Annotated in this window: 13 protein-coding genes and 2 pseudogenes; 10 read left to right on the top strand and 5 right to left on the bottom strand. The window is 67.1% G+C overall.

What is annotated here, in order from left to right:
- Positions 1-75 precede the first annotated feature (75 nt).
- The 4 genes from AB4850_RS17045 to AB4850_RS17030 are packed head-to-tail and all read left to right on the top strand — an operon-like array spanning position 76 to position 5,351.
- The gene (locus AB4850_RS17045; RefSeq protein ID WP_414444198.1) at positions 76-546 is read left to right on the top strand and encodes an NAD(P)H-dependent oxidoreductase subunit E; all 471 of its coding nucleotides are present in this window, start codon (positions 76-78) and stop codon (positions 544-546) included.
- On the top strand, positions 543-2,120 hold the full coding sequence (locus AB4850_RS17040) for a formate dehydrogenase beta subunit (RefSeq protein ID WP_414444197.1): 1,578 nt from the start codon (positions 543-545) through the stop codon (positions 2,118-2,120). The genes AB4850_RS17045 and AB4850_RS17040 overlap by 4 nt, the downstream gene beginning before the upstream one ends.
- A gap of 14 nt (positions 2,121-2,134) precedes the next feature.
- A complete protein-coding gene (gene fdhF / locus AB4850_RS17035; RefSeq protein ID WP_414444196.1) occupies positions 2,135-5,083 on the top strand; it encodes a formate dehydrogenase subunit alpha in 2,949 nt (982 codons plus the stop codon).
- 13 nt (positions 5,084-5,096) lie between these two features.
- On the top strand, positions 5,097-5,351 hold the full coding sequence (locus AB4850_RS17030; RefSeq protein WP_414444195.1) for a formate dehydrogenase subunit delta: 255 nt from the start codon (positions 5,097-5,099) through the stop codon (positions 5,349-5,351).
- Positions 5,352-5,429: 78 nt separating this feature from the next.
- On the opposite strand, the pseudogene AB4850_RS17025 reads toward AB4850_RS17030, so the two are convergent.
- Positions 5,430-5,696 (bottom strand): annotated as a pseudogene (locus AB4850_RS17025) (hypothetical protein); the annotation flags it as partial.
- Positions 5,697-5,765: 69 nt separating this feature from the next.
- A pseudogene (locus AB4850_RS17020) lies at positions 5,766-7,130 on the bottom strand (FAD-dependent monooxygenase); the annotation flags it as partial.
- Positions 7,131-7,262: 132 nt separating this feature from the next.
- On the opposite strand from AB4850_RS17020, the gene AB4850_RS17015 reads away from it, so the two are divergent.
- Entirely contained in the window at positions 7,263-9,104 is a 1,842-nt protein-coding gene (locus AB4850_RS17015; protein ID WP_414444194.1) for a tetratricopeptide repeat protein, read from the top strand.
- 132 nt (positions 9,105-9,236) lie between these two features.
- On the opposite strand, the gene AB4850_RS17010 is transcribed toward AB4850_RS17015, so the two are convergent.
- On the bottom strand, positions 9,237-10,538 hold the full coding sequence (locus tag AB4850_RS17010; RefSeq protein ID WP_414444193.1) for an MFS transporter: 1,302 nt from the start codon (positions 10,536-10,538) through the stop codon (positions 9,237-9,239).
- Between the two features lie 353 nt (positions 10,539-10,891).
- On the opposite strand from AB4850_RS17010, the gene AB4850_RS17005 reads away from it, so the two are divergent.
- Entirely contained in the window at positions 10,892-13,510 is a 2,619-nt protein-coding gene (locus tag AB4850_RS17005) for a glycoside hydrolase family 19 protein (RefSeq protein ID WP_414444192.1), read from the top strand.
- 46 nt (positions 13,511-13,556) lie between these two features.
- Positions 13,557-14,048 (top strand): hypothetical protein, encoded by a 492-nt coding sequence (locus tag AB4850_RS17000; protein WP_414444191.1) that lies wholly within the window; start codon positions 13,557-13,559, stop codon positions 14,046-14,048.
- A gap of 95 nt (positions 14,049-14,143) precedes the next feature.
- Here AB4850_RS17000 and AB4850_RS16995 read toward each other — a convergent pair whose 3' ends face one another.
- Complete coding sequence (locus AB4850_RS16995) at positions 14,144-14,887, bottom strand: DUF2968 domain-containing protein (RefSeq protein ID WP_414444190.1); 744 nt, start codon at positions 14,885-14,887, stop codon at positions 14,144-14,146.
- Between the two features lie 117 nt (positions 14,888-15,004).
- On the bottom strand, positions 15,005-16,240 hold the full coding sequence (locus tag AB4850_RS16990) for a gamma-glutamyl-gamma-aminobutyrate hydrolase family protein (RefSeq protein WP_414444189.1): 1,236 nt from the start codon (positions 16,238-16,240) through the stop codon (positions 15,005-15,007).
- Positions 16,241-16,500: 260 nt separating this feature from the next.
- Between AB4850_RS16990 and AB4850_RS16985 the strand changes: the two genes are divergently transcribed.
- The 3 genes from AB4850_RS16985 (at position 16,501) to xdhC (ending at position 20,160) form a co-directional block, all read left to right on the top strand.
- Positions 16,501-17,877: an amidase gene (locus tag AB4850_RS16985; protein WP_414444188.1), complete on the top strand. Its 1,377-nt coding sequence runs from the start codon at positions 16,501-16,503 to the stop codon at positions 17,875-17,877.
- A gap of 169 nt (positions 17,878-18,046) precedes the next feature.
- Complete coding sequence (locus tag AB4850_RS16980; protein WP_414444187.1) at positions 18,047-18,565, top strand: disulfide bond formation protein B; 519 nt, start codon at positions 18,047-18,049, stop codon at positions 18,563-18,565.
- A gap of 566 nt (positions 18,566-19,131) precedes the next feature.
- The gene (xdhC, locus tag AB4850_RS16975) at positions 19,132-20,160 is read left to right on the top strand and encodes a xanthine dehydrogenase accessory protein XdhC (protein WP_414444186.1); all 1,029 of its coding nucleotides are present in this window, start codon (positions 19,132-19,134) and stop codon (positions 20,158-20,160) included.

Below are 20,160 nucleotides of genomic sequence, written 5' to 3'. Positions count from 1 at the left end.
CCCACCTGATCAAACAACAGCGCCAGTGCCCGGCCATATGAAACAGCCGAGCATATAGGACCTGGAGGAGCACGGATGTCCCCATCCCCCGTTTCAGCGGACGCGCTTGTCTCGCGACATGCGCGCGCCGGTCAATCTCTCGTCGCGATCCTGCACGCCATTCAGGATGAAGCCGGCTACGTGCCGGAAGGCTGCGTGCCGCTGCTCGCGAAAGCCCTGAACCTGTCGCGCGCCGAAGTTCACGGCGTGCTGACCTACTACCACCACTTCCGCACCACGCCGCCCGCGCGCGTGACGATCCAGCTGTGCCGCGCCGAAGCGTGTCGCAGCCTCGGCGGCGAGGCGCTGGTCGCGCACGCCCAGACGCGCACCGGCTGCCGCATCGACGGCGAGCATCACGGCGACGTCGCGCTCGAATCCGTCTATTGCCTCGGATTCTGCGCCCAATCGCCCGCCGCCATGATCAACGACGAACCGCACGCGCGCATGACGCCGGCGCGTTTCGACGCGCTGCTCGCCGAAGCCACCACGAAGGAGCCGGCATGAGCCAAGCCCCCGTCCGCATTTACGTGCCGCGCGATTCCGCCGCGCTGGCGATGGGCGCCGAGGCGCTGGCCCGTGCGATTGCCGCCGAAGCCGCCGCGCGCGGCGTGGCGATCGAACTGGTCCGCAACGGCTCGCGCGGCCTGCTCTGGCTCGAACCGCTCGTGGAAGTGGCGACCGAAGCGGGCCGCGTCGGCTACGCGAATCTATCGGCACGCGATGTGGGCTCGCTGTTCGACGCCGGCTGGCTCGAAGGCGGCGCACATCCGTCGCACGTCGGCGTGGTCGACGACCTGCCCTACCTGAAGAAGCAGCAACGCCTGACCTTCGCGCGCATCGGCATCACCGATCCCTTGTCGATCGACGATTACGTCGCACACGGCGGCCTCGACGGCCTGCGCCGCGCGCTGACGCTCGACGGCGCGGCCGCCTGCGAGGAGCTGATCGAATCGGGCCTGCGCGGCCGTGGCGGCGCGGCGTTCCCGGCCGGCATCAAATGGCGCACGGTGCGTCAGGCCAAGGCGGCGCAGAAGTACATCGTCTGCAATGCCGACGAAGGCGATTCGGGCACGTTCTCGGACCGCCTCGTGATGGAAAGCGACCCGTACTGCCTGATCGAAGGGATGATCATCGCCGGCATCGTGACGGGTGCGACGCAGGGCCATATCTACGTGCGCAGCGAATACCCGCACGCGATCGCGGCGCTCGACGAAGCCATCGTGCGTGCCCGCGCGGCCGGCTGGCTCGGCGACAGCGTGCTCGGCTCGGGCCACGCGTTCGAGCTGGCCGTGGCCAAGGGCGCCGGCGCCTACGTGTGCGGCGAGGAAACCGCCCTGCTCGAATCGCTCGAAGGCAAGCGCGGCGTGGTGCGCGCGAAGCCGCCGCTGCCCGCGCTGCAAGGCCTGCACGGCCAGCCGACCGTCATCAACAACGTCATCACGCTCGCCACCACGCCGATCATCTTCGCGCGCGGCGCGGCGTTCTACCGCGACTACGGCATGGGCCGTTCGCGCGGCACGCTGCCGTTCCAACTGGCCGGCAACATCCGCCAGGGCGGCCTCGTCGAGCTGGCGTTCGGCGTGACGCTGCGCGAGCTGCTGTTCGATTTCGGCGGCGGCACGGCCAGCGGACGGCCGGCCCGCGCGGCCCAGGTGGGCGGCCCGCTCGGCACCTACCTGCCCGAGCATCAGTGGGATATCCCGCTCGACTACGAAGCCTATGCGGCAGTGGGCGCCGTGGTAGGTCACGGCGGCATCGTGCTGCACGACGACACCTCGAACCTGGCCGACCTCGCCCAATACGCGATGCAGTTCTGCGTCCACGAATCGTGCGGCAAGTGCACGCCGTGCCGGATCGGCTCGACACGCGGCGTCGAAACGATCGCGCGAATCCGCAACGGCGATACGTCCGAGCGGCAGGTGCGCCTGCTGCGCGACCTCTGCGACACGATGATGGCCGGTTCGCTGTGTGCGATGGGCGGCATGACGCCCTACCCGGTGATCTCGGCCCTCGATCACTTCCCCGAAGATTTCGGCCTCGCCGGCGCCGCGACCCCGGCCGCCAAGGCCGCGGCCTGACAGGAGACCCAACCATGTCCACCCAAGTATTCGATTCCTCCGCCCCCGTGGGCGGCTGCGGTTCCGGCAACTGCGCCTGCAAGAGCGCCGCTCAACGCCGCGACCCGTTCGACGATACCGACTACGGCACGCCGTTCCGGCACGCCGATACCGACATCACGCTCGAAATCGACGGCCAGGCCGTCACTGTGCCGGCCGGCACTTCGGTGATGCGCGCGGCGATCGAGGCCGGCGTGCACGTGCCGAAGCTGTGCGCCACCGATTCGCTCGAACCGTTCGGCTCGTGCCGGCTCTGCCTGGTCGAGATCGAAGGCCGCCGCGGCACCCCCGCGTCGTGCACCACGCCGGCCGAAGCCGGCATGAAGGTGCGCACGCAGAGCAACCGCCTGCAGGATCTGCGCCGCAACGTGATGGAGCTGTACATCTCCGATCACCCGCTCGACTGCCTGACCTGCCCCGCCAACGGCGACTGCGAACTGCAGGACATGGCCGGCGTGGTGGGCCTGCGCGAAGTGCGCTACGGCTTCGACGGCGACAACCACCTCAAGGCGAAGAAAGACGAATCGAACCCGTACTTCAGCTACGACCCGTCGAAGTGCATCGTCTGCAACCGCTGCGTGCGCGCCTGCGAGGAAACCCAGGGCACGTTCGCGCTGACGATTTCGGGCCGCGGCTTCGAGTCGCGCGTGTCGGCGGGCGAAAGCCAGTCGTTCATGGAATCGGAGTGCGTGTCGTGCGGCGCCTGCGTGGCGGCCTGCCCGACCGCGACGCTGCAGGAAAAGAGCGTGACGTTCCTCGGCCAGGCCGAGCACTCGGTGGTGACGACCTGCGCCTATTGCGGCGTGGGCTGCTCGTTCAAGGCCGAGATGAAGGGCTCGCAGGTGGTGCGCATGACGCCGCACAAGAACGGCCTCGCCAACGAAGGCCACGCCTGCGTGAAGGGCCGCTTCGCCTGGGGCTACGCTACCCACAAGGACCGCATCACGAAGCCGATGATCCGCGAGAAGATCACCGACCCGTGGCGCGAAGTGAGCTGGGACGAGGCGCTGAACTACGCGGCCTCGCAATTCCGCAAGCTGCAGGAAAAATACGGCCGCGATTCGATCGGCGGCATTACGTCGTCGCGCTGCACCAACGAGGAAACCTACCTCGTGCAGAAGCTGGTGCGCGCCGCGTTCGGCAACAACAACGTCGACACCTGCGCGCGCGTGTGCCACTCGCCGACCGGCTATGGCCTGAAGACGACGCTCGGCGAATCGGCCGGCACGCAGACTTTCGCCTCGGTCGCGAAGGCCGACGTGGTGGTGGTGATCGGCGCCAACCCGACCGACGGCCACCCGGTGTTCGGCTCGCGCCTGAAACGGCGCATTCGCGAAGGCGCGAAGCTCGTGGTGATCGACCCGCGCCGAATCGACATCGTCGACAGCGCGCACATAAAGGCCCAGCACCACCTGCAACTGCGCCCCGGCACCAACGTCGCGATGATCAATTCGCTGGCGCACGTGATCGTCACCGAACAACTGTTCGACGCCGCCTATATCGCCGAGCGCTGCGAGACGCGCGCGTTCGAGGATTGGCGCGCGTTCGCCGCCCGCGAGGAGAACTCGCCGGAAGCAAACGAGGCGATCACCGGCGTGCCGGCCGAGCAGGTGCGCATGGCCGCGCGGCTCTACGCCACGGGCGGCAACGCCGCAATCTACTACGGCCTCGGCGTGACCGAACACGCGCAGGGCTCGACGATGGTGATGGGCATCGCGAACCTCGCGATGGCCACCGGCAACGTGGGCCGCGAAGGCGTGGGCGTGAACCCGCTGCGCGGCCAGAACAACGTGCAGGGCTCGTGCGACATGGGCTCGTTCCCGCACGAGCTGCCCGGCTACCGCCATATCGGCGACGCCACCGTGCGCGCGCAGTTCGAGGCCGCCTGGTCGGCCACGCTGCAGCCCGAACCGGGCCTGCGCATCCCGAACATGTTCGAGGCCGCGCTCGACGGCAGCTTCAAGGGCCTGTACTGCCAGGGCGAGGACATCGTCCAGTCGGACCCGAACACGCAACACGTGGCCGCCGCGCTGTCGTCGATGGAATGCATCGTCGTGCAGGACATCTTCCTGAACGAAACCGCGAAGTACGCCCACGTGCTGCTGCCCGGCGCGACCTTCCTCGAAAAGGACGGCACGTTCACCAACGCCGAACGCCGCATCTCGCGCGTGCGCCGCGTGATGCCGCCGCTGGCCGGCTATGCCGACTGGGAAGTGACGCTGAAGCTGGCCCGCGCGCTCGGCTACGAGATGGACTATGCGCATCCGTCGGAAATCATGGACGAGATCGCCGCGCTCACGCCGACCTTCTCGGGCGTGTCGTACGAGAAGCTCGACCGGCTCGGCAGCATCCAGTGGCCGTGCAACGACGCGGCGCCCGAAGGCACGCCGACCATGCACATCGACAGTTTCGTGCGCGGCAAGGGCCGCTTCGTGATCACGCAGTTCGTGGCCTCGCCGGAAAAGGTCAACACCCGCTACCCGTTGATCCTGACCACCGGCCGGATCCTCTCGCAGTACAACGTGGGCGCGCAGACGCGCCGCACCGAGAACGTCCACTGGCACGACGAGGACCGGCTCGAAATTCACCCGCACGACGCCGAGGAACGCGGCATCCACACGGGCGACTGGGTCGGCATCGAATCGCGCTCGGGGCAGACGGTGCTGCGCGCGCTGGTGTCCGACCGGATGCAGCCGGGCGTGGTGTACACCACGTTCCACTTCCCGGAATCGGGTGCGAACGTGATCACGACCGACAGCTCGGACTGGGCGACCAACTGCCCCGAGTACAAGGTGACGGCGGTGCAGGTGTTGCCGGTCACGCAGCCCTCGGAATGGCAGCGCCAGTATTCGCGCTTCAATGCCGAGCAGATCGACCTGCTGCAACAGCGCGAAGCGGCCGTGCCGGCCGGCTCGGGCAAGTGAGGCGCCACGCACGATGAAAGTCGACAACCTGATCACGATGGCCAACCAGATCGGCACGTTCTTCGGTTCGATGCCCGATCGCCCCGAAGCCATCGACGGCATCGCCGATCACATCCGGCGCTTCTGGGAACCGCGCATGCGCCGCACGCTGCTCGCCACGCTCGACGAACCGGAAGGCGAAGCGTTCCTCTCGATCGAGCCGATCGTGCGCGAGGCGCTCGTCAAGCATCGCACCGCGCTCGAACCGGCGACCTCGCTGGCGGTGTGAGAGATACCGGGCGGCGGCGGATTGCATTGCCGCTGCCGCCCGGTATCCATACCCCCTCGGTTATTCCCCCTGCCGCGCTTATTGCGCGGGCCTCAAGCCCCGGTTCACGGCGGCAAACCACGTCTCGCAGTGCCTGAGCAGCGCATGGCCGTCGGAAGCGCTGCGCCCGCGCGCCGCCAGATAGCCGTCGGGCCTCAGCAAATAGAAGCAGCCGCGCGTATGGCCATAGGCATCGCCGAGTGGCGGTGCGCCGTCCTCGCCCGTGCTGCCGGCATCGGTCACGCGCCAGGTGCGGATCGCGCCCGGCATCAGGCGGTCGAGCGCGGCCGCGAGCGCCGGGCCGTCGCCGTGCGTTTCGGCCTTGCCGTTCCCTTTATGTTCCGCGGCTTCGGCCGCTGATGAAGCGCCGTCCGCCTCGATCAGCAGCAACGTGAAGTGCGCCGGATCGTGCAGATCGAACAGCCGCGCCACGCCGGGCGCCTGACCGAGCGGCCCGTCGAGCACGTGCAGCAGCGCATCGGGCGCGCGTTCGCCGGCGCGCGGGCCGCCGTCGAGCACGCGTTCGAGCGTGAGCGGACTTTTGCGGTACTGCACGGCCAGCTCGCTGACCGAGCGGCGCAGCGCGTCGCGCACCGGCCCGAGCGAAGCCAGCACCGGCACCACATGCTCGCGCAACAACTTCAGCGGCCCGTGATCGGCCTCCACGACCTGCGTGATGAAGCTGGTTTGCCGCAGCACGTCGCGCTCGATCGGATGGCGCTCGGCGTGATACGTGTCGAGCAGCCCCTCGGGCGCACCGCCCGTCAGCACGCGCGCGAGCTTCCAGCCGAGATTGAACGCTTCCTGAATGCCGGTATTCATGCCCTGCGCGCCGGCCGGACTGTGCACGTGCGCGGCATCCCCGGCGAACAGCACGCGGCCGATGCGCAGGCGTTCGATCATGCGGCTGTGCAGGTGGAAGTACGAGGACCACGCGAGATCGTCGATCGTCAGCCGCGCGTCGATGCGCGTGCGCACGATCGCGCGGCAGAGGTCGAGCGACGGCGCACTCGCGCCCTCGCCTTCCTCACCCTGCGCATCGGGCGGCGGCCGGTCGGCCACGATCCGGTAGCGCCCCTGGCCGAGCGGCAGCATGCCGGCCAACCCTTCGTGGGTGGCGTACAGGCGGATTTCGTCGTCGGGCCAGCCCGGCTCGGCCGCCACATCGGCCAGCAGGAAGGTTTGCTCGAAGGCCTGCCCGGCGAACCCGGAGCCGAGCAGATGCCGCAGCGTGCTGTGCGCGCCGTCGGCCGCGACCACGTACGACGGCTCGACGCTTTCCTCGCCGCCGCCCTCGCGCTGCAACATGGCCTGCACGCTGCCGCCGTCCTGCCGGATACGCACCAGCCTGACGCCGCGCTCAATCAGGACCCCGAACGATGCGAGGTGCTCGGCGAGGATGCGTTCGGTATCCGTCTGGTCGAGCATCAGCAGATACGGATAGCGCGTTTGCAGCGGATCGAAATCGAGCTCGGCGATGCGCCGCCCTTCCGAATGCAGATGCGCGACGCGGGCGCGATGGCCACGTGCGAGAAACGGCTCGACGATACGGTGCTGCTCGAACAGTTCGAGCGTGCGCGCCTGAATGCCGATCGCGCGCGAATGGCGGGCCGGCTGCATGGCCTGATCGATGAGGCGCACGGGCACCTTGGCACGGGCCAGCGCAAGCGCGGCGGCCAGGCCGGTGGGGCCGGCGCCGACGATCAGCACCGGGGCGATATCCAGCGGAACGGCAAGCATGTCGACCTCCGCGATTCAGAACGGAAACCAGTCTACGCCGGCCGCCGCACGCCATCCATAGGCCGAATGGCCGAAATGGACAAGCACGACGTGCGGTATGGGAAAATGCGTCTTTCTCGCCAGCTTTGCGTCATGGAATCCGTTTTCGATCGCGCGTTCGCGGCGCACCGGGCCGGCCGCCTCATGGAGGCCGAGCGCGACTACCGCGCCGCACTCGTCGCCAATCCGTCCGATGCCGATGCACTGCATCTGTTCGGCGTGTTGCGTCATCAGCAGGGACAGAACCAGGAAGCGGCCGATCTGGTCGGCCGCGCGGTCGCATTGCGCCCGAACGATGCGGCGTTGCACCTGAACCTCGGCAACGCGCTGCGCGCGCTGGGCCGCATCGACGACGCCATCGATCGATTCCGCAACGCGCTGACGCTCGCGCCGGATTTCTCGCTCGCCCACTACAACCTGGGCAACGCCTATGCCGCCCAGGAACGCCACGAGGATGCCGCCGACGCGTTCGAACGTGCGCTGCGACTCTCGCCCGGCGACGCGTCGATCCACAACAACCTCGGCAATGCACTGAACGCGCTAGGCCGTCACGACGAAGCATTCGCCGCGTTCCGCCGCGCGCTGGCGCTGCGCCCCGGCCATGCGGGTGCGCACAACAATCTCGGCATGGCACTGGCCGCGCTCGGCCAGGCCGACGAGGCGCTGGCGCATTTCCGCGCCGCGCTCGACGCCGAGCCGGGCTTCGCCGCCGCCCACTTCAACCTCGGCAACACGCTCGACGCGATCGGCCGCCACGACGAGGCCATCCGTGCGTTCGAAGCCGTGCTCGCGATGCATCCGGCGTTCCCGCTCGCGCTGCTCGGCCTCGGCAATGCGCTGGCCGCGCTCGGCCGTCACGGCGAGGCGCGCACGCGCTACGAGCGCGCCGTGGGCCTCGATCCGTCGCTGGTGCCGGCGTGGCTCAATCTCGGCACCGCGCACCATGCGCTCGGCGCGCACGAGCTGGCGCTGCGCGCCTTCGATCAGGCGCTGCGGCTCGCGCCCGATCACACGCTGGCGCGCATGCATCGCGCCGTCACGCTGCTGACGCTGCGCGATTTCGCGCGCGGCCTGCCCGAATACGAAGCGCGCCACGCGCTGCCCGGCGTGTCCGACGCCGGAGCGCTGCCCCGCTGGCGCGGTGAACCGATCGCCTCGCGCACGCTGCTCGTGCGCGCCGAGCAGGGCTTCGGCGACACGCTGCAGTTCGTGCGCTTCGTGCCGCTCGCACGCGAGCGCTGCGCGCGGCTCGTGCTCGAAGTGCAGCCGGAGCTGCTGCCGCTGATCGAGCCGCTCGCGAAGCCGTGGCGCGTATCGGTCGTCGCGCAGGGGCGGCAGCGTATCGAAGCCGATCTGTCGTGCTCGCTGTTGAGCCTGCCCTATGCGCTCGGCCTCGGTTTCGACGACATTCCGGCCCCCACGTCATATCTGAGCGTGCCTGACGCCGCGCGGCGACGCTTTCGCGGCTCGCTCGGCGGGCAGTCGCGGCGCAAGCTCGGCATCGTCTGGTCGGGGCGGCGTCAGGTGCAGGAAAACCGCGCCGCGCCGCTCGCCGCGCTCGCACCGCTGTTCGAGATTCCTGGTATCGACTGGATCGTGCTGCAGCCCGACCTGTCGCCGGCCGATCGCGCCGCGCTCGATGCGCATCCGCAGCGCGCCCGCATCCGTACCGTCGACGGCCTCGACGATTTCGCCGCCACCGCTGCGCTGATCGACCGCCTCGACGGCGTCGTGTCGATCGACACCGCCGTCGCGCACCTGACCGGCGCGCTCGGCAAGCCGCTCTGGCTGATGCTCGCGTTCGCGGCCGACTGGCGCTGGTTCACGGGTAGCGACAGCCCGTGGTATCGGCGCGCGGATCTGTTCCGCCAGCCGTCGCCGGGCGATTGGGCGCCGGTGGTGGCCGCCGTGGCCGCGAGCGTCGCGGCCGGTTGAGGAGCGTCGTCGCGCCGGGCAAGATCCGGCCAGCCGTGTGCACAACGAATGCGCACCACGAAAAAAGGGAGCGCCTCGGCGCTCCCTTTTCTTGTCGGGTTCAATCGCAGCGGGCCGCGGCCCGCGCCATTCTCAACTCGCCTTGTATTGCTGACGCGCCTCCTGGGTGCGATACAGCACCAGCGTCGCGATCAGGCCGCAGATCGCGGCCACCGCGAGCCACAGGCCCGGCGCGGCCTTGTTGCCGGTTTCGTGGATCAGCAGCGTCGAGATCGCCGGCGTGAAGCCGCCGATCGTGGTCGCCAGGCTGTAGGCCAGCGAGAAGCCCGCCGTGCGCACGTCGGCCGGCATCACTTCGGTCAGCGCCACCACCATCGCGCCGTTGTACGAGCCGTACAGGAACGACAGCCACAGCTCGACGATCAGCAGCCGCACGAACGACGGATCGGCCACCAGCCATTGCACGGCCGGATAGGCCGTCAGCAGCGTCAGCACCGTGAAGGTGATCAGCACCGGGCGGCGGCCGATGCGGTCGGAGATGCTGCCCCACACCGGCAGCCAGACCAGGTTCGACAGGCCCACGCACACCGTCACCACCAGCGCGTCGATCGACGACAGATGCAGCACTTCCTTGCCGAACGTCGGCGTGTAGGCCGTGATCATGTAGAACGACACGGTGGTCATGATGACCATGCCCATGCCGCCCAGTACCACGCCCCAGTTCTTCAGCATCGACTGCATGATCTCGCCCATCGAAGGACGATGGCGCTTGGCCAGGAACTCGTCGGTTTCCTTCAGCGAACGGCGGATCAGGAACAGGAACGGCACGATCAGGCAGCCGATCAGGAACGGCACGCGCCAGCCCCAGGACGTCATGTCCTCGACCGGCAGCAGGCTGTGCAGCAGCACGCCCACCAGCGCCGCGAACACCACCGCGACTTGCTGGCTGCCCGATTGCCAGGCCGTGTAGAAGCCCTTGTTGCCCTTGGTCGCGATCTCCGACAGGTAGACCGATACGCCACCCAGCTCGACCCCGGCCGAGAAGCCCTGCAGCAAGCGGCCGAGCAGCACGAGGATCGGCGCAAGCATGCCGATCGTGCCGTAGCCCGGCACGACGGCCACCGCGAGCGTGCCGAGCGCCATCAGGCCGAGCGTCAGGATCAGGCCCTTGCGGCGGCCGTGGTGATCGATATAGGCGCCGAGCACGATCGCGCCGATCGGGCGCACCAGGAAGCCCGCGCCGAATACCGACAGCGCCAGCATCAACGAGGCGAATGCATCGCCGCTTGGGAAGTAGGTCTTGGCGATCGCCGAAGCGTAATAGCCGTAGACCATGAAGTCGTACATTTCCAGGAAGTTGCCGCTGACGACGCGGAACACGGTCCTGAACTTGGATTCCTGTTGATCGACGGACGAGTGGGTCGCAGTTGACATGTTTTATCTCGGTCTGACGCCTGCGCGCTGCGCGTGGCGTGTGGTGTCATCGTGTCGCGTCCGGCTTTCGGTCGTGCCGGTGCTGGCGCGCCATGACTGTAGCGCAGTGTCGCGCGATTCGCTGCGGCGGGGTATGCGGGGAAGTGATGAGACGTGCGAATTTTTCTTTCTATTTACTTACTGTTTATCGAAAAATCCAAATTAGAAGGCAAATAGTAAGAATTCAATGAAAACCGAACTTGAGACAGACAGTCGCATTGACGAAAGTCATCTCTAAAATTTGAATCGAGCGATTCAATTTCGCCTGCGTTATCACGGGCCGCGAGTCTTCGCGAACGTGCAACCGCCCCTCCATGCCACGCAAAAACCCGCTGTCAAAACCTCCCGAGCCAGCCCTTCCCAAACTGACGTTGCTGCCGTTTGCCTTCCCGTTCTTTCGCAAGCGCAACGGCAACGCCAGGACGCCCGAACGCTTCACCAACGAGCACGACATCTTCCGACTGCTTGCCGAAAACGAACCCGCAGGCGCGTATCTCGTCAGCCGCAAAGGGATGTGGCACGGCGGAATCCACATTACCGAAACTGGCGCAGGCCAGGGGTTGGATCTCGACGCCGGACTGCGCTGCCTTGCCGATGGCGAGCTGATTGCATTCCGCGCCGACAAAACCTATCCGACCAGCGAGATCGCCACCGCCGACAGCCAGTCGCCCGTTCCAGCGCCGTACAGCACCGGATTCGCGTTGGTGCGGCACACGATGGCGTTTCCGCGCGACACGACGCTGACGTTCTACAGCCTGTACATGCACCTGATGTCCGACGAGGACTACGCGAATTTCCCGAAGCGCGACAAGCCGTCGTATTGGCTCAGGCAATGGCGGGTCACGTCGCATGCGCGGGACAAGCCCGTCCGAGGCAGAAACGGGCAGCCTGCCGATCCCTTCCAGCAGGGACTGCGGGTGCGCATGGCACCGAATGGCGCCCCCATCGCCATCGTGCCGCAAGGCGCGGGCGTGATGATCGGCGAGAGAAAGACCGTACATGGTCGCGAGTGGGGCCAAATCGATGCATTGCTCGGCGCATCGTTGTATCCCCTCGAAGCCGGTGGGTACGTGGAATTGAACTGCGCGATCGGCGGATGGATCTTGATGGGCCACGAGGGCGCTGGCGCGGTTGTCGAGGAAAGCGTGCTGGACTCGACGTTCGACCGCGTAATTGTCGCGAAGGATCTACCGGGGAATGGCAACGGCATCCCGATCAAGGCGGGCGACCTGATCGGCCATCTCGGCCGCTACGACTCGTTGAACGCATGCACCTCGGGAACCCGGATGGCACATATCGAGGTGTTTTGCGACGACGGCATTCTGCCGTTCATCGAGCAGGGCCGGGCATGGATTCGCGAACACGGCCCGCACAAGGACGATTGGGCGGCACTCGGCCTGCCGTTCGACCCTGCCCTGTTGAGGATCGCACCGGGCACGGCGCTGTATCGCCGGGCGCACGACGGCACGTTTATCCCCGGCGCAGACGCTCACTTGAGAAAGACGGACGCACTTCAGTTGTATCGCGTCGCTGCATTGGCTCGTGATCCAAAGCGGCGCGTACCGGAATCGAATCCGCTCGGCGATCCCGGATATCCGGTCAGTTGGTGGCATGTCGAAGGCGTCAATGCATTGGGGCATCCGATCGATGGCTGGGTACGCGATTCCAACTTTCCCGGCGGCAGGGTGACTCGGGAATTTGCGCAAAAGTGGATCGATTTCCAGTGCTTGGCCGCTGCGCATGATCCCGCGCATACGATCTTCGCGACGACGCAGGCGTGGCTGGACTATGCGAACGGCACTGAAATTGCCGATTCCGCAGCTCGGTCGACGCTGAGCCCCTTGATGTCGAAGGTGTACGACGCGCTATTTACAACCGGCAATGGAGAACAGGCCGCTGACGAGCTTTGCATGCTGTCGCAGACCGAACGGGGTGCCTACCCGTGGCACATGCTGGCGGCGTCGCGCCTGATCGTGAAGCACGAGAGCGAATGGGCGAACCCGTCGAAGTGGCGCCCGCTGATCGCCGAACTGGAAAAGCAGGTCGGACCGAAGCCGGCACACGCCGAAGAGCTGAAGCGGATCGAGAAACTCGTGTGGTGGGATGAGGTGCGCGCGGCGGTGCCCGGGTTTCCCGCACCGGTTGCTTTCCAGATACACCCGATTGCCATCGCCGGGAATTTCTTGAGAAAAGCCACACTGACATGCAAACACTGTGACAATGATTTATCGATCACGGAAACCATCCTGCAACGCATTTTTCCAAGAATCAACGACACTCACGCACAGTCATTCGCATCAAGCCTGCCACAGGCATTTACCAGATACGAAATAAACTCATGCGCTAGAGCATCCCACTTTCTCGGCCAATGCGAAGTCGAATGCAACGGATTCACGGAATTCCGGGAAAACCTGCGCTACATTGATGGAGAGCGCCTCTGGGCAACATACAAAACCTCACTCACCCATGGCCTCAAGCGGCTACATCCAGAATGGACCATGGATCAAATCAAATCCTACGCCAAGACAAATCTCATTAAAAATGACAGCGAGCTTGGTGAAGTATTATTTGGAGATGATAGCCATCCTGGGAAGGACTATCGCGGTCGAGGGCTACTCCATGTCACATGGCGTTCGACCTACGGCGAATATGCTCAAGCAAGCGGCGTCGACGTCACAACGTCACCCGACATGCTTCAAAACGATCCTGACATCGCAACCGATTCGGCCGCCTGGTTCTGGCAGTCCAGATCGATTAACACTCATGCCGACACCAACGACGTCCGAGCAGTCACCCGCGCCATCAACCCGGCACTCAAAGATTTTTCACGAAGAAAGGATGCAGTCAAACGTGCATTTTCAATCTTGAATCAGGGATCCGAGCCATGCAGCGAACGCTGGAACTCAACCCTCGACCAAAAAAACGGATGGTAAAAGGATCGTGCGCATACGCTATCTATTATTCGTGTCGACCTGCTTATTGTTGGCAGCCCAAGCATTCCCAGCATCGCCGGACACGGTATCGGCCGATGCAATCCGAGAAGGGTGCTCCATATCGTTTAAAAAAATCCATCATCCGATCCCCAACGACCTACTAAGCAACCCACCATTTTCCATTTCAGCCCAATGGAACTGCAAAGATGGCGAACACCTCTTCATCGACAAATACGACATAAACGGCTCAAGTCCGCAAATAGCGAGCGTTTTCTACTGGAAATCCAGAGATGTCTTCGTTCTGGTGAAATGGGAAATCAACTCCCGCGCATCCGACTACAGCGGATCATATTATGAAATTTTCAGTTATGAATATGCCCCGAATTCGAATCCTCGGACCTTGACCAGGAACGGCGGCCTGGAGAAATATTTTCCGCCAGGATTCGACGGAACAGCAAAAAACGGGACGCCGGTGGTCTATCCGTTCAAGAACGCTGCTTCCATACGTAAGAAGCTTCGTCGCCTGGATGCAAGATGAGCGCGATTTCGGCGCGATCGGAATTGATTTTATAAAAAGCCGGCGCTGCAATCAGCGCCGGCAAACAACAAGAAGTGACGCGGCCACTTGCCCTACTACTTCCCCGCAGGCGACAACCCGCGCTCGTTCTGCTTCTGCAACTGCCGCACCTGGCGCTCCAGATCGCGCAGTTGCAGTTGCGAGGCACGCTGCTCGACGGCCAGTGCATTCGCTTCGTTCTGCACCGTGCGTTGCCGCTCGTCGATCTGCGTGCGCTGCGTGCGGGCGATATCGAGATCGGCCTGCAGGCGCTTCGCGTGATCTTCCGACAGCCCGATCACGCGCTCCAGAAACTGCTTTTGCGCGGCCAGCTCGGTGCGGCGCAATTCGAGATCCGCCAACTGGACGGTTTGATCGGAGAAGTTCTGATAGATCATCTCCGCGCGCGGACGCTCCTGCGATTTGACGACGCGCCAGAAGTGCTTGTCCTGGAACAGCGCGACGTAATAGGTCATCTCGCGCGGATAGAACAGCATGCTCGCGCCGTAGCTGCCGTTGTAGGTGGTACGCATCTCCGTGAGCTGGTGATCGCGCAGCATCTGCATCATCTCGGCAACGTTACCCTGCGCGTCGGCCGAAGCGTCCGGCGACGAGGACGCCGCCGCACCTTCACCGTTGTCGGGCGTGAGCGTCGTGACGTCGGGGCGCGTGCCGGCCACGGGCGGCTTCGATTGCATCTGTGCCACCGCATCGGCCGCCGCCGGTTCGGCCGCGATAGAAGGCCCCGTCCACGCGAGGACGCACAGCGCCACCCACGGCATCGCCCGGCCGATGCCGGCCACCCTGCTGCGCTTGCTCAAGCTGAAGCTCCTGATTGGTAGAACGACGCGCGATTATCGCCTGAAACGACCAACCGGCCGCCCGCGAATGCGTGGCGGCCGGCCGGATCGATGCGCAGGTACAAGAACGGCGCCGCGTTACAACCGCGTTTCGCGGGCGGCGCGCAGGAACGTGTCGAGCAGCGGCGTGCAGTCGAGCAACTCGGAACCGCCCGCACGATGGAACTCCGGGTGCCACTGCACGCCCACCACGAACGGCGCGCGGCGGTAGCGGATGCCCTCGATGATGCCGTCCTCGGCCGACACGGCCTCGATATTGAGGTCGCGGCCGAGATCGCGGATCGCCTGATGATGGATCGAATTGACGATCGCCTCGCGACGGCCCGGAAACATGTTCGCAAGCGTGGAGTTGTCGGGGAAGCGGATCGCATGGCGATGCTGATCGTAGTGCTCGCTGACGTGGACGCCCGCCGTCGGCACGTCGGTGGCGATGTCCTGATACAGCGAGCCGCCGAACGCGACGTTGATCAGCTGGGCACCGCGGCACACGCCGAGCACCGGCTTGCCGGACTCCACGAACTCGTGCAGCAACTCGAGCTCGTACATGTCGCGCACGCGGTCGCCGGGCCATTCGGGGCGGGCGTCGGACGCCGCGTAGGTTTGCGGCGAGACATCGGCGCCGCCTTGCAGCAGCAGCCCGTCGAGGTGCTTGGCGTAATCGCGCAGGCGGATGTTGCTCGGGTGCAGCATGCCCTGATGGCCGACGGTCGGGATCATGAACACCAGCACGTCGCGCGACATCACCCAATGCGCGATCGATTCCTCGAGATATTGCAGCGTCTTGCCGCGCAGGCCGGCCGCGCCGGGCTCCGGGTGGAAGATGCGCGCCGACACGCCGATGCGCAAGGTGCGCTGCGTGATCCGCTGCCCCGCGCGGTCGAACAGCCGCCGGGCGCGCGCGGCGACGATGCGGCCGAACACCGACCACGGCGTGTCGCTCTGCTTCAGGTAAGCGGGGGGTGGCTGCGTCTGACCCGCAGCGGCCGGCGGCGGCCGGGCCGTCTCGAAATCGGGCGCCGCGCCGAAACCGGGCGGTGGCGCGCCGGGGCGGGCCTGTTGAGCGCCGCTCGCGGCCGCGTCGGCGCCGGGCGGCGGCACCACGGCCGGCTCGACGATTTCGACGCGCACTGGCACCGGAACGGGGTCGGCCGGCACGTCCTGGGCAGCCGGCACCTGGGCGGCAAACGCGGCCGGCGAGGGTTTGGGCGGCTCGGGAGCCGGGGCGGCGGCGGGATTCTGGGAGGCCGCGTCGGCGGCCGTGGCGAGGTCCGGACGCGGGCCGGACGGTGCTGCGGAAGGCGTGTTTTCGCTCATGACGAGGGTCTGGCGCGTCTGTCACGCGAGGGTTAGACGAAGATTCATTATCCGTCAGTACCGGATCAGCGGCAAATCGCCCCAGATTACCGATCGATTCGCGGGCGATCGGCGACCGCGTCCGCATCGCGTTGCGCGACGCCGCTTCGCATCGGCCATTCGGCTGGCTGGACGTGCGAAATCGATGCCCCTACTATCATCAGCCAGCAAGCCGGTGCCGCCACGCGGCGCCGTCCCCCGCTTTCCGACCCGACGCCGCCATGACCACTTTCGCCCCGTTCCCACCGCTCGCCACGCTGGCCGCCGATCTCGCCGCCGGACGCACGACCAGCCGCACGCTCGTCGATACCGCGCTCGAACGCATCGCCTCGCCCGACGGCCAGGGCGCCGTCGCGTTCCTCGGCGTGGATGCCGATGCGGCGCGCACCACCGCCGACGCCCACGACCGCCTGCGCGCAGCCGGCACGGTGCTCTCTCCGCTGGCCGGCATTCCGGTATCGGTCAAGGACCTGTTCGACGTGGCCGGCCAGGTCACGCGCGCCGGGTCGATCGCGCTCGACGACGCGCCGCCGGCCGAGGCCGATGCGCCCGTGGTCGCCCGGCTGCGCCGCGCCGGCGCGGTCATCGTCGGCCGTACCAACATGAGCGAATTCGCGTTCTCGGGCCTCGGCCTCAATCCGCACTACGGCACGCCCCGCTCGCCGTACCGGCGCGGTGTGGCCGGCGACGCGCGAGTGGCAGGCGGCTCGTCGTCGGGCGCAGCGGCGTCGGTGGCGGATGGGATGGCAGCCGTGGCGCTCGGCACCGATACCGGCGGCTCGATCCGGATTCCGGCCGCGCTGTGCGGCCTGACGGGCTTCAAGCCGACCGCCAGCCGCGTGCCGCGCACGGGCGGCGTGCCGCTGTCCACCACGCTCGATTCGTTCGGGCCGATCGGTGTATCGGTCGCCTGCTGCGCGTTGGTCGACCGGATCCTGGCCGGGCTCGAACCGCGCGTGCCGGCCGCCCGGCCGCTCGAAGGCGTGCGGCTCGGCGTGCTCAACCATTACGTGACGGACGGCATGGATGCCGAGGTCGCGGCCGCGTTCGACGCCGCGCTCACGCATCTCGAAGCGGCCGGCGCGATCGTGTCGGACCTGCGCTTCGCGCCGCTCGACCGGCTCGCCGAGATCAACCGCTTCGGCTTCTCGCCGATCGAGGCCTACGCCTGGCACCGGCCGCTGCTGGCTCGGCATGCCGATCGCTACGACCCGCGCGTGCTGACGCGCATCCTGAAGGGCCAGCCGGCCAGCGCCGCCGACTATCTCGACCTGATCGCCGCGCGCGAGACCATGCTCGACGAGGCGGCGCGCACGCTGTGGCCACGCGTGGATGCGGTGCTGGCGCCGACCGTGCCCGTGGTGCCGCCGCGCCTCGCCGATCTGGAACACGACGACGACGCGTTTGCCCGCACCAATGCGTTGATCCTGCGCAATCCGAGCGCATTCAACTTCCTCGACGCCTGCGCGCTGTCGCTGCCCTGCCATCCGCGCGATACGGCGCCGGTCGGGCTGATGCTCGCGGCTGCGCCGCATCGCGATGACGCGCTGCTGGCGATCGGGCAGGCTGTCGAAGCGGTGCTGGCCACGATCCGCTGAACGCCGGGCAGCGCGCGGCCTCGAACAGGAACGAGAACGGGCGCCGCCCTGACGCTCGCCTGACCACGCCGCCAGCCACGCTCCGGTTTGGTGCATTGGCCAGATTGCCGCCCCGAACGACGCGCCCGTTCGCGCTAGAATCCGACGACTCCATTTTCGGGACCGACCGATGAACGATTTCTCGCTGTCGCTGCGCCGCGAGCGCCGCCTCCTGACGCTGCTCGGCGTCGTCTGCATCGCCCTGCTGGCCGGCGCGCTGTACCTTCAGATCGTCAAGGGCGAGGATCCGTGCCCGCTCTGCATCATCCAGCGCTACTTCTTCGCGGCGATCGCGATCTTCTCGTTCCTCGGCACCGGCTTGCGCAGTTGGCGCAGCCTCGCGGTGATCGAAGCGCTGATCCTGATCTCGGCCGCGGCCGGCGCGGGCACCGCGATCCACCACTGGCAGATCCAGCTCCACCCGGGCTTCAGCTGCGGCTTCGACACGCTGCAACCGATCGTCGACAGCCTGCCGCCGGCCACGTGGCTCCCGATCATGTTCAAGGTCGCCGGCCTGTGCGAAACGCTCTATCCGCCGATCTTCGGCATCCTGCTGCCGGGCTGGGCCGCGATCGCCTTCGTGGTGATCTTCGTGCTGGTGGCCGCCGGCTTGATCCGCAACCGCCGCCGCATCGCACGCGGGGCCTGACCCGGTGCGCCGGCGCGGCCGATGCGCCGCTCGGCGTAAACACCGAAGCCTTGCCGGGGCGGCCGACGCCCCGTTCTCCCTGCCAGCCGCGCGTCGCGGCAGCACCTTGGACGTGCCCCGCCGGCGCTGCGCCGGCGGCCCTCGCCGCCCGCCGTTCGCGCCATCCCGCCCCGCCACGTACTACGATCAACATGATCGCCACCGAATAGCCCGCATCAGCCACGGGAAATATTTCCCGGTTTTTGCGGTGCTATCTTGAAAAACGGATGGCGATCTACGTGCGCGAGGCGGGAGTCCTCGGTGCTTGTCGACCCTGCGTAACGCGCGCCTGATCCGCAATGTCCTGCTATTGACCATGACAACGCAAACCATCCGTATCCGCCCTTGCGGCGCCGTGTTCCACGCGCGCCGCTCCCGCCCGAACCGGCCGTCCGATGCCGCGCGCCAGCCCGCGCCGGCCCCGTGCGCGGCCGGCTCGCTCGCAGGGACTCCGCCCCACACGGCCTTCCCAACCGCCTCGCCCGTCGCGCCCCGCGCGACGGCGCGGCGTTGAAGGAGGCCGCGCCATGGAAACCTGGCTGACCGATGTTCAGCATCTGATCGCGCACGGCGAAGCAGCCGTGCTGGTGACCGTCGCGCGCGCCGAAGGCTCGGTGCCGCGCGAGGCCGGCACCAAGATGCTGGTCACGCGCGACACCGCCCGCCATACGATCGGCGGCGGCCATCTCGAATGGAAGGCGATCGAGATCGCGCGGCATCTGCTCAAGGACGGCTCGCACCTGCCCCACGCGCGCCGCCTCGAACGGCTGCCGCTCGGCCCGAGCCTCGGCCAGTGCTGCGGCGGCGCCGTGACACTGGCGTTCGAGCGGCTCGACATCGCCGATCTCGGCTGGATCACCTCGCTGGCCAAGCGCGTCGCGGCCGGCAGCGCCACGGTGCGCAGCATCGCGTTCGGCCCGACGCCGGACCCGGTGATGCTGAGCGAACCGGAATCGGACGTGACGCGCGCCGACTGCCTGCTCTGGAGCACCGGCGACGTCTCGCTGATGACCGAGACCATCGCACCGCACACGTTCGCCGTGGAGCTGTTCGGCGCGAGCCACGCCGCGGCCGCGCTGGTGCGCGTGCTCGCGACGCTGCCGTGTCGCGTGCGCTGGGTGGACGGCCGCGACGCGCCGTTCCCCGAGCCGCAGGCGCTGGCCGGCATCGACAACCTGCGCGTCGAGCCGCGCGACACGCCCGAAAGCGCCGTGGCCGAAGCCGCGCCGCACAGCTATTTCGTGGTGATGACGCACGATCACGCGTTCGACTTCCAACTGGCCCAGCACATCCTGCACCGCGCCGACTACGCCTACTTCGGCATGATCGGCTCGCGCTCGAAACGCATCCAGTTCGACCAGCGTCTGGCCGCCAGCGGCATCGATCCGGCGCAAACGGCGCGCATGCGCTGCCCGATCGGCGTCGAAGGCATCGTCGACAAGGCGCCCGAGACGATCGCGATCTCGGTGGCCGCGCAAATTCTGCAGGTCGTCGACCAGCACGCCACGCAGGCCGCCGCACCGGCCGCCGACACACCGGCCGCCCCCCAATTCTGA

Origin of the sequence: Burkholderia sp. 22PA0106 (assembly GCF_047497155.1) — a bacterium.
Taxonomy (GTDB): domain Bacteria; phylum Pseudomonadota; class Gammaproteobacteria; order Burkholderiales; family Burkholderiaceae; genus Burkholderia.
Note: the sequence above shows the minus strand (reverse complement) of the source record. Positions and strands in the feature narration are given on the sequence as shown.

Bases quoted from the DNA above. Each gene is read 5' to 3' on its own strand.
- AB4850_RS17010 (WP_414444193.1), bottom strand. From the start codon at position 10,538: ATGTCAACTGCGACCCACTCGTCCGTCGATCAACAGGAATCCAAGTTC.
- AB4850_RS17040 (WP_414444197.1), top strand. From the start codon at position 543: ATGAGCCAAGCCCCCGTCCGCATTTACGTGCCGCGCGATTCCGCCGCG.
- AB4850_RS16990 (WP_414444189.1), bottom strand. From the start codon at position 16,240: ATGAGCGAAAACACGCCTTCCGCAGCACCGTCCGGCCCGCGTCCGGAC.
- AB4850_RS17030 (WP_414444195.1), top strand. From the start codon at position 5,097: ATGAAAGTCGACAACCTGATCACGATGGCCAACCAGATCGGCACGTTC.
- AB4850_RS17045 (WP_414444198.1), top strand. From the start codon at position 76: ATGTCCCCATCCCCCGTTTCAGCGGACGCGCTTGTCTCGCGACATGCG.
- AB4850_RS16980 (WP_414444187.1), top strand. From the start codon at position 18,047: ATGAACGATTTCTCGCTGTCGCTGCGCCGCGAGCGCCGCCTCCTGACG.
- AB4850_RS17015 (WP_414444194.1), top strand. From the start codon at position 7,263: ATGGAATCCGTTTTCGATCGCGCGTTCGCGGCGCACCGGGCCGGCCGC.
- xdhC (WP_414444186.1), top strand. From the start codon at position 19,132: ATGGAAACCTGGCTGACCGATGTTCAGCATCTGATCGCGCACGGCGAA.
- AB4850_RS16985 (WP_414444188.1), top strand. From the start codon at position 16,501: ATGACCACTTTCGCCCCGTTCCCACCGCTCGCCACGCTGGCCGCCGAT.
- fdhF (WP_414444196.1), top strand. From the start codon at position 2,135: ATGTCCACCCAAGTATTCGATTCCTCCGCCCCCGTGGGCGGCTGCGGT.
- AB4850_RS17005 (WP_414444192.1), top strand. From the start codon at position 10,892: ATGCCACGCAAAAACCCGCTGTCAAAACCTCCCGAGCCAGCCCTTCCC.